Annotated in this window: 11 protein-coding genes; 6 read left to right on the forward strand and 5 right to left on the reverse strand. The window is 53.6% G+C overall.

Annotated features, from left to right (window positions below; genetic code table 11):
* Window positions 1–342: 342 nt before the first annotated feature.
* From ACQZ5M_RS20965 to ACQZ5M_RS20980, 4 genes are all read right to left on the reverse strand, one after another.
* Window positions 343–1,542 carry a diguanylate cyclase gene (locus ACQZ5M_RS20965; protein ID WP_449080791.1) on the reverse strand — a complete coding sequence of 400 codons (1,200 nt, stop codon included), beginning with the start codon at window positions 1,540–1,542 and terminating at the stop codon, window positions 343–345.
* Window positions 1,543–1,741: 199 nt separating this feature from the next.
* Window positions 1,742–2,056: a putative quinol monooxygenase gene (locus ACQZ5M_RS20970; RefSeq protein WP_296078549.1), complete on the reverse strand. Its 315-nt coding sequence runs from the start codon at window positions 2,054–2,056 to the stop codon at window positions 1,742–1,744.
* A gap of 136 nt (window positions 2,057–2,192) precedes the next feature.
* Complete coding sequence (locus ACQZ5M_RS20975; RefSeq protein WP_449080792.1) at window positions 2,193–2,984, reverse strand: alpha/beta fold hydrolase; 792 nt, start codon at window positions 2,982–2,984, stop codon at window positions 2,193–2,195.
* A complete protein-coding gene (locus tag ACQZ5M_RS20980) occupies window positions 2,984–3,346 on the reverse strand; it encodes a nuclear transport factor 2 family protein (RefSeq protein ID WP_449080793.1) in 363 nt (120 codons plus the stop codon). The genes ACQZ5M_RS20975 and ACQZ5M_RS20980 overlap by 1 nt, the downstream gene beginning before the upstream one ends.
* Window positions 3,347–3,454: 108 nt before the next feature.
* Between ACQZ5M_RS20980 and ACQZ5M_RS20985 the strand changes: the two genes are divergently transcribed.
* A complete protein-coding gene (locus ACQZ5M_RS20985) occupies window positions 3,455–4,252 on the forward strand; it encodes a helix-turn-helix domain-containing protein (protein WP_449080794.1) in 798 nt (265 codons plus the stop codon).
* A gap of 57 nt (window positions 4,253–4,309) precedes the next feature.
* Here ACQZ5M_RS20985 and ACQZ5M_RS20990 read toward each other — a convergent pair whose 3' ends face one another.
* The gene (locus ACQZ5M_RS20990; protein ID WP_449080795.1) at window positions 4,310–4,732 is read right to left on the reverse strand and encodes a hypothetical protein; all 423 of its coding nucleotides are present in this window, start codon (window positions 4,730–4,732) and stop codon (window positions 4,310–4,312) included.
* Window positions 4,733–5,095: 363 nt separating this feature from the next.
* On the opposite strand from ACQZ5M_RS20990, the gene ACQZ5M_RS20995 reads away from it, so the two are divergent.
* The 5 genes from ACQZ5M_RS20995 (at window position 5,096) to ACQZ5M_RS21015 (ending at window position 11,886) form a co-directional block, all read left to right on the forward strand.
* Window positions 5,096–5,671: a GNAT family N-acetyltransferase gene (locus ACQZ5M_RS20995; protein WP_449080796.1), complete on the forward strand. Its 576-nt coding sequence runs from the start codon at window positions 5,096–5,098 to the stop codon at window positions 5,669–5,671.
* Between the two features lie 233 nt (window positions 5,672–5,904).
* On the forward strand, window positions 5,905–9,363 hold the full coding sequence (locus ACQZ5M_RS21000; protein WP_449080797.1) for a response regulator: 3,459 nt from the start codon (window positions 5,905–5,907) through the stop codon (window positions 9,361–9,363).
* A complete protein-coding gene (locus tag ACQZ5M_RS21005) occupies window positions 9,360–10,193 on the forward strand; it encodes a CheR family methyltransferase (RefSeq protein ID WP_449080798.1) in 834 nt (277 codons plus the stop codon). Before ACQZ5M_RS21000 ends, ACQZ5M_RS21005 begins: the two co-directional genes overlap by 4 nt.
* Window positions 10,190–10,762 carry a chemotaxis protein CheB gene (locus tag ACQZ5M_RS21010; RefSeq protein WP_296078269.1) on the forward strand — a complete coding sequence of 191 codons (573 nt, stop codon included), beginning with the start codon at window positions 10,190–10,192 and terminating at the stop codon, window positions 10,760–10,762. The genes ACQZ5M_RS21005 and ACQZ5M_RS21010 overlap by 4 nt, the downstream gene beginning before the upstream one ends.
* A complete protein-coding gene (locus tag ACQZ5M_RS21015; RefSeq protein ID WP_449080800.1) occupies window positions 10,759–11,886 on the forward strand; it encodes a hybrid sensor histidine kinase/response regulator in 1,128 nt (375 codons plus the stop codon). The genes ACQZ5M_RS21010 and ACQZ5M_RS21015 overlap by 4 nt, the downstream gene beginning before the upstream one ends.
* Window positions 11,887–12,056 lie beyond the last annotated feature (170 nt).

The following is a 12,056-nucleotide window of genomic DNA, read 5'->3' on the forward strand; positions in this document are numbered from 1 at the left end:
ATGATCTGTTCTTCTGTAAAACGATTGCGCTTCATTCCCTGGTCCTCTCAATGGGCCAGAGCTTACTTCAAAATGGATTATTTCAACGGGGCAAGGTCACTAGCAAATGGTGCTCTGCCGCTCTCGAACGATAACGTAGGCGATGGAGGCGCTGTTCATGGCCGCCTGCAGGCTTAATTTCCTTATCGAAGGCTCAGGGTTACAGGCGCCGCTGTGGCAAACTCTTTCAGGTGGTAACCCAGTGGAGATTAGGTAGGACGGCTATCCGCCAAATTGGCTAGGGGCTGATGCACACTCAAAACAAATATGCGAAGGCGCTACATCGCATGGTGAGTTCTCGTCCTAGATCGCCCGCAACTGATCACGCAAAGGATCGGCCAAGGAGTGCAGCAGCAATTGGTTTGGGCTAGCGGTTTCGACGCGGTTCCGCCCAAGGGCTTTTGCGCGGTAAAGCGCGCTATCGGCGCTTGCAAGCATCCCGGAGAGGTCGTGACAGTCCGGTGCCGCGAGGCCGATACTGACAGTCGCACGAGTTTTTAAGCCCTCTGCCTGAGCGGTTGCCTCGGCGAACCGGCTTGCGATGGCCGATCCGCGATTAAAAGCTTGGGAATGGTCGCACTGCGGAAGAAGCGCAGCGAATTCCTCACCGCCAAGCCGGACAAGCAGTGCGCCGGGGCCCGCTTCTTCACGGGCTGCGTCGGCGAACAGTTGCAAAACCTTATCCCCAGTTGGATGTCCATGACGGTCGTTGATCGCTTTGAAGTGGTCGAGGTCGAAAGCAAGTAGGGAGACGGGGCCTCCACACCGCTCTCGCAGCATTCGAGCCGCCTGCTCGAAAAAGGCGTGGCGGTTTGCAAGACCGGTCAACTGGTCGGTTTGTGACATGCGGAGCAGGTTGAGCTTTTCCTCCTCTCGAATAATCATCAGAAAGGACATCGGCATCGCCACCGAATACAAGACGGCTTCGTACATCGTCACCTCCGCGACGATGGAAACAATTTCTTGCCCGTAGCGCTCAATGAGAACAGGGGCAATGAAGGCTCGGCCAAAATAGAACGCGGCATGGAAGGCCGAAATCGATACTGCAATTGGACGTGAGCGCAATTGCTGCACTGTACCGCTACGTAGCAGTATCCATGCTGTCAGGCCGCAGGTGAGCGCAATGGGAACAGAAGAAACGTGGTTCCAGAAGACGACTGGAAAATGTGTTCCAGCGATCGCCCAGACGGTAATTAGACAGCTTAGCGTCGCTACGGACGACCTGACATATTGTCGACCATCGAGACCGGCAACTGCGTTGAGGACGAGAAGATAGCCTGACATCATCAGGATGTTGATAGCTGCCATGCCTAGCGCTACCGGGAAGTGGCTGCGGTTCATCGCGAGCATACAACCGAGAATGAACAAGAAGAGTGCGGCGGCCAAAACACCCAGGACGCGGGCGCGAACCGGATGAGCCTGCCTTTCCCATAGGAGAAGGGACGCTGACACCAGCAGCGTTCCAACGGTTAAGTACCAAAGGGTTTGTAAATCGATCTGCATTGCTGTGTCCGCCTTACGACAAAGCTTACCGGCTGGTCTATATAAGATTCCTTACTTCGCCTCGTATATCGCGGATATGGTTGACGTAACGTTAGGCGTGCTTTCGATAGTGAAAATAAATCTAGGCGTGTATTCGGACAAAAGGGTTTACGGATGATCGACTGCGTGCGTCGACAGGCCTGCTTGGAGAAGTAGATGGTCAGTCAGACCTCGCAACGGTCCATATCGCAACATGTCGCGGCTCGACCAACAAAGCGTCTAGGTTCTCATGCCATGCCGCTCGATAGGGTCGATTTAGCTGAACGTTCAGCACGTTTTCCCGATCTGTCCACGTTTCATGAAGCTGGAAAACGTTTCTCCGCTCCGGATCGACGTGTAGCGTCGATCGCACGAACGTCTGCTCATGACGCATCGCGTCCAGCACCGGGTCGAGCAGGGCGCGGAATCGGCTAACTTGATCAGGGAATACGTGGAAGGTGATGACGTAGGTTTCAGGTTGTGTGGGTGAGCTCATTTTAGCGCCTCCGGAAACAGGACGATAATGGTCGCGGCGACTTGCAGAGTGTATCTGCGTGACTCTATTCGGATCGAATTCCGTGAGAGCGTTGACAGTTGATGCCGACAGCTAGTGCAATTAAAGGCCGAATTGATCATGCCAACACCCGCCTGCGAATGTCGTCGGCAAGCTTTGAAGCGTGCGTGACCATAATTCCATGTGCGACACCTTCGTAAACGACGAGTTCCGCGCCGGGTATCGTTGCAGCGTATACGCGCCCACTGGACTCCAGAGGCGCGGAGACGTCGCGGTCACCGTGGATAATCGTGACTGGCAGCTTCAAATCACAGGCTTCCGACGAGAGGTCGCAAAGTGCGATCGTACGTTGGAACTCGATTAAAGCTCTGCGAGAGCAATCCATAGCCATCAAGCCCATCCAGTCTTTGACGCGTGTAGGAGCGCCAGGAGCAAAGAGTTCGAGATTGGCGTCGATCCAGCCCGACAGGTTGGAGCTAAGTTCTCCGCATAGACTGTCCATCGTCTCCAGCGTGACCCCGCCGACGCCAATGATTTTAGGTCCAGTTGCGCCGACCAGAATGAGCCTTTTGATCCGGTTGTCATTGTACCGGGAGAGGTAGCGTATTGCTTCTCCACCGGCACCGGAGTGCGCTACCAGTGTCACGTTCGAAAGATCGAGAGACCTCAGCACCACAGCGAGATCGTCGGCCAAAGTGTCGTAAGAGTAGCTTGCTCGATCGGTAGAACGACCGTGTCCGTTTCGGTCATAAGCGATAGTCCTAAGACCTGCGTCATTGAGATGAAGCCTAGTCTCGCCCCAAATTCGGCCGCCCATAGCCCATCCGGCCAAGAAGAGCACGGGCGGACCCTCACCCCAATCGCTGACGTGAAGAAAATGCCCTTCGCCGCGTGAAACAAATGCCGGCATCATACGAACTCCTTGTCCAGGAACCCGATGACCTCTTCGATTTGACCGTCCTGCGTTGTGCGGACGATGTCGGTCCCCGTGGCGATCAGCCTTCCGTCCTCGCCTGAGAGCGTCCAGGAGAACCGCGCAAATGAGCCATGCCCGTCAGGCTCGCCCCGAAGTGTAAAGGTGTGGCCAGGAAGTTGGGCCCGGACACCTGCGATCATTGCAGAGATGCCCTCCCAACCTTCGCTTGCCATTATCGGGTCGGCGTAGCGAGCTCCCTGTGTCCAGGCGTTGGCCAGTCTCTGGTCGCGTGATGTGGCGTCAGGATCATTCCAGAGCGCGAGATACTCACTGGCCAGCAATTCGGGATTTGTCATTGTCCGCCTCCATATTAGATGACGAACCAAGAATGCCGCAGCCGCTGGACGAAGACGATTACCTCCGAGGTAATGACTTCGACGATCCAGACCGTTAGTCTCCGCCACATGAGCGCAATATCGACGACCCTTGGTGAGGCATTGAGAATGTGGCGGGCAAGACGCCGACTCAGCCAGCTTGATCTCGCGGGCGAAGCGGAGGTCTCTACTCGCCATCTCAGTTTTATTGAAAGCGGCCGTGCGTCTCCTAGCCGCCATGTGCTATTGCGTCTTGCGGAAGCACTTCGCTTACCGCTGAGAGAGCAAAATCAACTACTGCGTACCGCGGGCTTCGCCCCGATCTATGAAGAGCGTGCATTCTCCTCTCCAGACATGGAAAACGCTTTGGTTGCCGTGGAAGCAGTGTTGCGAGCGCATGCGCCCTTTCCGGCGCTGGCCGTCGATCGGCACTGGAACTTAGTGCTTGCCAATGATACCGCGCGGCAGATGCTGATCGGCATCGATGAGAGGCTGCTGAGGCCTCCAATAAATGTGCTTAGAGCGACGTTCCACCCACAGGGGCTGGCGCCACGCATTTTGAACCTCGCCGAATGGCGTCACCATGTCTTGTCACGACTTCGAAGAGACATCGATCAATCTGCTGACCCGGTACTAGAAGCGCTCCACACCGAACTCTCCGGTTTTCCTTTTCCCGCTAGTCGCCGCCCGCCAAGCTCTACCGAGCGCATTGCCGTGACACTTTCCATTCGCAGCGAAGCAAATCGTGGCGTGATGACGTTTCTGTCCACAACGACCGTGTTCGGCACTGCGGTGGACGTTACGCTCGCGGAACTGACGCTGGAATGCTTTTACCCGGCAGACGAGAAGACGCGACAATCTCTAATGGACGGAATGACCAAGCCATGATGAGCCGTTTGTTCAGCGGTCCGAGCGTTCTTAGACCAGCTTCACCGCACGAACATGTTAGTCATCTTGCCATGCAATGGCGGCAATGCGCCAAGCATTCTGAGTCCGCACCAACTGAATGAACTTTGCGCCGCTTCCACCGTAGGGTTCGCCCGAGAAGATTCCACTCTTTGCGTAGGTCGAATGGCGGCAGGCTATGCCACGCAATACCTGAGTGGTCGCTGAAGTCTCCCACTCATGAAAGTCGATAAGCGAGCCGTCGCTGAGCATCCGCTCGCGCGGTACGATGAACGCATCCACGTTCATTGTTTCCACCTCAGCAGCATTGGCTCGCACGATGACTGCCTCAGGAAGAAACATTTCCCGCAGACCTCGCACGTTAATGACCCGTCCGCTGCGGTTGTCGAACGCGGCATAAAATCTGCCGACCAATTCGTTGATTGCTGCGTGCAAATCCGGATTGTCACGTTCGGTGGTCATGGAAGCCTCGTTGTTCCTCTCTATGGAATTTACACCTACCCTAATAAGGCAGCATGGTTCAACGACAGCGCTATCTGACGTCTACGAGGGACACTGATGAGGGGAGCGCGTGAATGCATTCCGCAGGCGAACGGATAGCTGCCAAAAGACTGTAACTGCTCGCCAACTTCTTTGACGTCAGCTCGGTTCCTCTTCGCGGCTGCCGGATCACTCCGTCGATCGCAGATTGCCTGGAACTCTGGTCATATTCCACCAAGCCGCCGTTGACGTTCCGATCCGTGCAAGCGTCTCTTTCAATCTATTGGGTCCCAACCTATTTTGACGTGATCGGATGATGTAAGAGGTGAGGACGGCTGGAGTTCGATGGAAGCACTTGGCACGCAAAATGAGGCGCTAAATGTCATCGTGACCGATCGTCTTACGATGCGGTTGCCAGAAGTCTCCGATTTCCGGGATATGGTTAAGCTCTGGAGCGATCCAGATGTCGTCCGTTATATCGGAGGCCGTACTTCCACTGACGATGAGGTTTGGCAGCGCCTTTTACGTTATAGAGGCCTCTGGGCGCTGGTTGGTTATGGCTATTGGACTATTCGTGAGACTAAGTCCGGTGATTTCGTAGGGGAAATGGGATTTGCGGACTGGCACCGCGTCGGCCTTCCGCATTTGAGAAACGTGCCCGAGGCCGGATGGGTTTTGTCCTCAGCAATGCAGGGGAAAGGTTATGCCCGAGAGGCATTGGACGCTGCGCTGCAATGGATTGATTTGTCCGTCAGACCACGATCGTCTGCCTGCATCATTGCGCCTGAAAACACGCGATCCGTTCTCCTAGCCGAGCAATACGGATATCAGGTTGCTACACGAACCAAATACCGCTTAACCGACACGCTTGTTATGGTGCGCAATCATCTTCTTGAAAAGAACGAGCGCGGGTCTGATTGACTATCGCCAGTTGAACAAGCCGAGTTCCATAGTTGCGCGTTAGATTCGGTAGAGAGTCGACTGCGGATTGCCGCAAATGTCCGATAACGACTTCGTCCTTTTTTTGAACTAGTTAAAATGAATAATGTAAAGGTGACGAAAATCTGAGGTCTCGCTGAGCTTTCGGCATTTCTCATATTGACTCGCAGACCAATGCGCTATGAAGGCTACCTCATCTCTCGAAGGGCGCCCGAATGCACAGAAAAGACGCAGCCATTAGACCGGTCAAAGGTTTCGGTCTCGATATGCCAATCCTGATCGGTCTTGCCGGAGCCCTAATATTCTTTGTGGTGAGCACGGTCGCATCCCTTCAAACCACACGTTCGCTTCGTGAAAACAACCAGAAGGTCGTTCTGACGCATGAAGTGATCGTTGCGATCGACCTTTTGCAATCTGATGTACAAGATGCCGAGACCGGCCAGCGCGGCTACCTGTTGACAGGAAACGAACGCTATCTTGAGCCATACGAAAGAGCACGGTCTCAACTTACCGCACGCTTCAAGGAGCTTGAGTCGGTTATGGGATCAGATCTCGTTCAGCAAAGACGTCTGGCCGAGTTGCGGACTGATGTCGATAGGAAGCTGGACGAGCTTTCCCGAACGATCGACATGAGGCGTGACGGGAACGCCGAGGCTGCCCTTGCCCTGGTGAATTCGGATGTTGGCAAGACTGCCATGGACGCGCTTCGCTCTACCATCGCTGACATGCGTGTCGTTGAGACCCAAGAACGCGCACAGCGCCTTATTGCCATGAATAGTGCCTACAACACGGCGATCGCTCTGGTTATCAGCGCAGGTCTCCTTGGGACGATCTTGACCTTCGTCATAGGTTATCTGATGCGGCGAGCAACGATCGCACGGCGGAGACAAGAGTGGTTGCAGCAAGCTCAATTGGGGTTGAGCGAGGCCGTCATGGGTGACAAAAATACTGTTGACGTCGGTGAGAGTATTCTTGGCTACCTGAGCAGTTATGTTGGGGCAGTAGCGGGGGTTCTGTTTGTAAAAGATGACGACGGATTCGAGCGGTCGTCGACTTTCGGCGTGCCGCTTGATCACACGCTTCAGTCGCGGCTAAGCGCAAACGAGGGATTGTTCTCGCACGTTCTTACAAATCAGAGACCTATTGTCGTCGGCGAGCTACCCGAGGGTTACATCAACTTCAGTTCAGGCCTTGGCAGACAAAAGCCGAGCCACCTCGCGATTGCTCCAGCGAGCGTTGACGGTAAGGTGAAGGCTGTTGTCGAGCTCGGTTTCCTCCATCCCGTCGGCGATCACATCCTGGAACTGCTAGAGCAATCGTCAGATACAATTGCGACCGCTATCAGATCGGCAGAGTTCCGGACACAGTTGCAAAAACTGCTACACGAAACACAGCGTCAGACTGAGGAACTTCAGGTTCAGGGCGAGGAACTACGCGTTTCCAACGAGGAACTGGAGGAGCAAGGAAGAGCGCTCAAGGAATCGCAGGCGCGTTTGGAACAACAGCAGGTCGAACTGGAGCAGACAAACTCCCAGCTGGAAGAGCAGGCGCAAGAACTTGAGCGGCAGCGAGATGGGCTGGAAAAGGCGAATGAGGCGATCAGTCGAAAAGCGGCTGAAGTCGAACAAGCCAGCCGTTACAAGTCGGATTTCCTGGCAAATATGTCTCATGAATTGCGCACGCCACTCAACTCGTCTCTGATCCTGGCTAAGCTTCTGGCTGACAATCCGGACGAGAACCTAACTCCCGAGCAAGTCAAATTTGCCCAGACCATCCAATCGTCCGGAAACGACTTGTTGAATCTGATCAATGATATCCTTGATCTTTCGAAGATTGAGGCCGGGCACGTGGAGATCAACCCTGAACCGGTTTCCATTCAGCGGACTGTCGATGCCCTGCAGCGTATGTTTACGCCGCTTGCGGACAACAAGGGCTTGGGGTTCGCGGTCGACATAGCTGAGGACGTAGCGCCAATTGTCGAGACAGACCCGCAGCGCCTTGAGCAGGTCTTGAAAAACCTCATCGCCAACGCGATCAAGTTCACCGAAACAGGACACGTCAGCCTACTGGTGCGGTCGACTGAGGGCGGGCAGATCGCGATTTCCGTAACGGATACCGGTATTGGGATCGCCGAAGAGCAGCAGCATCGTATTTTCGAAGCGTTTCATCAGGCCGACAGCACGATCAGCCGCAGGTTTGGTGGCACCGGACTTGGACTGTCGATCTCGCGCGAACTGGTACGGCTACTTGGGGGGACACTCCATCTCAAAAGCAAGCCAGGTTCAGGATCGACGTTTACAGTGCTCATCCCGAAAAAGTTTGATGCTGAACAGCTTCCTCTTGCCGTTCAAGTTGTTCCTGTTCGGTCCAGCACTACCCCAAAAAACGATCTCCCGACCGCGTCGAGTACTTCGAGCGCAACCGCATTGAATGGTGGCAACGCGCGTGGAATTGTCGAGGATGACCGCAGGCTTGCCAATGAACAGGCACGAAAACTGCTTATCGTTGAAGACGATCACTCATTTGCGTCGATATTGCGGGACCTAGCGCGTGAATTGGACTTCCAAGCTCTCGTTGCAGGCAGCGCTCACGAGGCACTCGAACTGGCGAAGCAATTTATGCCAAGTGCGATTGTTCTTGACGTCGGTCTGCCGGACCAATCCGGATTATCCGTATTGGATCGCTTAAAACGAGATGTTCGTACACGCCATATTCCGATCCATATCGTGTCCGCGGAAGACTACTCGGAAAGGGCCCTTTCACTTGGTGCGATCGGATATGCTTTGAAGCCAGTTCAACGGGATCAGCTCGTTGGCGTCGTGAAGTCCCTAGAAGCACGTATTACGCAAAATGTACGCAGGGTTTTAATTGTTGAAGACAACGAGGTGCAACGCGATGCAGTTGCGAGGCTTATTGGTTCGCCAGAGGTAGAAACGATCGGTGTTGGCACGGCCGCAGACTGCCTCGCCGAACTCAAAAACAGAACATTCGACTGCATGGTGCTCGATCTGTCACTGCCTGACGCCTCGGGTTTTTCACTTCTGGAGACCATCAGTCAGGACAGCGAACACTCCTTTCCGCCAGTTATCGTGTATACCGGCCGTGTACTGACCGCAGACGAAGAGCAAAGGCTTCGCCGCTACTCCAAGTCGATCATCATCAAGGGAGCAAAGTCGCCTGAGCGTCTCCTCGACGAGGTAACGCTCTTCCTTCACCAGGTCGTCTCTGACTTGCCTGATGAGCAGCAGAACATGATCCGCAAAGCGCGCAGTCGTGACGCTCTCCTTGAGGGAAGACGTATCCTTGTCGTTGAGGACGATGTTCGCAACGTTTATGCGTTGACCAATATTCTGGAGCCGCGCGGTGCGCTCGTGGAAATAGCGCGCAATGGTGAGGAGGCTCTGCAAAAACTGACGCTCTCTGTGGAGAAGCCGGACGCGAAGATCGATCTCGTGCTGATGGATGTCATGATGCCAGTTATGGACGGACTTACTGCAACGCGTCATATCCGCACAAATCCTCAATTCAAGAAGCTGCCCGTTATCACGCTTACGGCCAAGGCTATGCCAGACGACCAAAAGCGATGCATCGAAGCAGGTGCCAACGATTACATGGCAAAACCGCTTGACGTTGAAAAACTCTTGTCACTGGTTCGGGTTTGGATGCCGAAATGATTGAAACCTACGAAAAGGTGGAAGATATCGAAATTCGACTTCTGCTTGAGGCGCTCTACCATCGTTATCACTATGACTTTCGAGCCTATACGACGTCATCGATTAAACGACGCCTTCGTCAAGCGCGCGAGCAGCTAGGCTTTGAGACCATAACCGCAATGCAGGAGCGCGTTCTGCACGACGCGGATATGCTACCCAAAATGCTTCGGTACCTTACCGTTCAGGTCAGCGAAATGTTTCGTGATCCGAGTTACTTTCAGGCGATCCGAGAAAAAGTTGTCCCTCACTTGCTAACCTATCCTTCCCTAAAAGTGTGGATTGCAGGCTGCAGCACGGGTGAGGAACTCTATTCCTTCGTCATACTGTTTCGCGAGGAGGGACTTGAGGACCGAACAATCTTCTACGCAACCGACATCAATCCGGAAGCACTCGCTCAGGCCGAATCTGGGATCTACGAGTTGGAAAGAGTTCGGTTGTTTACTGAAAATCATCGCCAATCTGGTGGTAAGAGCTCACTCTCTGATTATTACCATACCGCCTACAACCGCTGTGTCCTCGACAAAAGTCTTCGGCGCAATGTTGTCTTCTCAGACCATAGTCTCGTTACCGACCAGGTCTTCAGCGAGATGCAGTTTGTCTCTTGCCGAAACGTCATGATCTATTTCAACAAGGATCTTCAAGATAGGGCGATAGGGCTATTCAGAGAGGCACTCCCGCGGAACGGTTTTCTAGGTCTTGGCGCCAAAGAAACGCTTAGGTTTTCTCGGCACGAAGAGGGGTTCCGTGAGTTCGTCCGAGAGGAGAAAATTTATCAGAGGGCAGACGTTTGAGAGCCAAAACTTACAAAGCTATCATCATTGGTGCGTCGGCGGGTGCTCTCGAGGCGTTGTCTTTGATACTACCGGCTCTTGGCCGTGACTTCGATATGCCTGTTTTTGTCATTGTACACGTCCCGCCGGGCAAACGCAGCGTTTTATCGGAGATTTTTTCAGCGAAATGCCAGCTTCAAACTATAGAACCGGAGGACAAGGAGCCCATCAAATCAGGCGTGATTTATTTCGCTCCGCCAAATTACCATATGCTGATAGAAGATAAGTCTACGATCGCACTCTCAAGCGATGACGAGGTGCTTTTCTCCCGACCTTCGATTGACGTTTCATTCGAAAGCGCCGCCGAAGTTTGGGGAGACCAACTTATTGGAGTGATATTGACTGGAGCCAATCATGATGGGGCGAAAGGACTTTCTGCGGTTGCAAAAGCTGGTGGAATGACGATTGTTCAGGAACCAAATGGTGCTTACGCGGCTGCCATGCCCGAAGCTGCAAGAAATGCCTGTCCTGATGCTCTCGTCCTTCCTCTCGATCAAATCGCATCATACTTGCCGAGTATCGCAGCATGAGTTCACCTGTCAAATTCCTGCTTGTTGACGATCTGCCGGAGAATTTGCTTTCCCTCGAAGCTTTGCTAAGACGCGATGATCTTGTTCTTTTGAAAGCGAGGTCCGGTGACGAGGCGCTGGAGCTTTTGCTGGAGCATGATGTTGCTCTTGCCTTGCTTGATGTGCAAATGCCGGGCCTCAACGGCTTTGAGCTGGCGGAGCTCATGCGTGGCAACGAACGGACGCGGCGAATACCGATTATATTCGTGACGGCAGGCGCGCACAGCGAAACCAGACGATTCCAAGGCTACGAAGCCGGTGCCGTCGACTTCATACAGAAGCCGATCGAAGCAGATATTCTTCGAAGTAAAACGGACGTTTTTTTTGAAATTTATCGCCAGCGGCAGACCATTGCCGAGCAACGGGATGTTTTACAATCCCAAGCAAATTCACTCCAACTCGCCGATCGCCGCAAAGATGAGTTTCTCGCTGTGCTGGCGCACGAACTGCGTAATCCTCTTGCTGCCCTTAAAGCTGGTTTGAAACTCCTAGCTCGCCGACCTGAGGGACCGCAAACGGAAAAAGTGACTGGGCTGATGGAAGACCAAATCACTCACTTGGTCCGGTTGGTCGACGACTTGTTGGACGTATCGCGCATCACCCAGGGAAAAATTGAGCTACAGAGATCCTTCTTTGATCTTCGGGAAGCGCTTAAGACTGCCATAAGTATGGCTGCGCCGAATATCGAGGCAAAAAAACATAACGTGCGAACGAAATTTCCCGACACGCCAGTAACCGTGTTCGCAGATGATTTCCGCGTTACGCAATGCGCGGTAAACCTCATTAATAACGCCGCCAAATACACGTTGGATGGCGGCACCATCGAGGTAGGTATCACCGAAAAGGGCAGGGATGTGTCGATTTGGGTCACCGACAACGGACTTGGGCTGAACCCAGGGGAAGTCGACAAGATTTTTGAAATGTTCGCGCAGATCGACAGTCACCTTGAGCATGCGCGCGGCGGACTCGGTATCGGCTTAGCCTTGGTAAAACAGCTCGTGGAACTGCACGGCGGAAGCGTTTCCGCGTCAAGTGCTGGGATCGGCAAAGGTACGACATTCACAATCATGTTGAAAGGCGACTAAATACATAGCTTCATCCTTCCCGATGTGTGTTTTTTTAATCGTTCCGCTGCATGGCTGCCGTACTGGGCTTCTGACCTTGCCCCGTTGAAATAATCCATTTTGAAGTAAGCTCTGGCCCATTGAGAGGACCAGGGAATGAAGCGCAATCGTTTTACAGAAGAACAGATCAT

It is taken from the genome of Rhizobium sp. 22-785-1, assembly GCF_053521965.1.

Coding starts and splice junctions, on each gene's coding strand:
- ACQZ5M_RS20965 (WP_449080791.1), bottom strand. CDS start 1,542: ATGCAGATCGATTTACAAACCCTTTGGTACTTAACCGTTGGAACGCTG.
- ACQZ5M_RS20970 (WP_296078549.1), bottom strand. CDS start 2,056: ATGAGCTCACCCACACAACCTGAAACCTACGTCATCACCTTCCACGTA.
- ACQZ5M_RS20975 (WP_449080792.1), bottom strand. CDS start 2,984: ATGCCGGCATTTGTTTCACGCGGCGAAGGGCATTTTCTTCACGTCAGC.
- ACQZ5M_RS20980 (WP_449080793.1), bottom strand. CDS start 3,346: ATGACAAATCCCGAATTGCTGGCCAGTGAGTATCTCGCGCTCTGGAAT.
- ACQZ5M_RS20985 (WP_449080794.1), top strand. CDS start 3,455: ATGAGCGCAATATCGACGACCCTTGGTGAGGCATTGAGAATGTGGCGG.
- ACQZ5M_RS20990 (WP_449080795.1), bottom strand. CDS start 4,732: ATGACCACCGAACGTGACAATCCGGATTTGCACGCAGCAATCAACGAA.
- ACQZ5M_RS20995 (WP_449080796.1), top strand. CDS start 5,096: ATGGAAGCACTTGGCACGCAAAATGAGGCGCTAAATGTCATCGTGACC.
- ACQZ5M_RS21000 (WP_449080797.1), top strand. CDS start 5,905: ATGCACAGAAAAGACGCAGCCATTAGACCGGTCAAAGGTTTCGGTCTC.
- ACQZ5M_RS21005 (WP_449080798.1), top strand. CDS start 9,360: ATGATTGAAACCTACGAAAAGGTGGAAGATATCGAAATTCGACTTCTG.
- ACQZ5M_RS21015 (WP_449080800.1), top strand. CDS start 10,759: ATGAGTTCACCTGTCAAATTCCTGCTTGTTGACGATCTGCCGGAGAAT.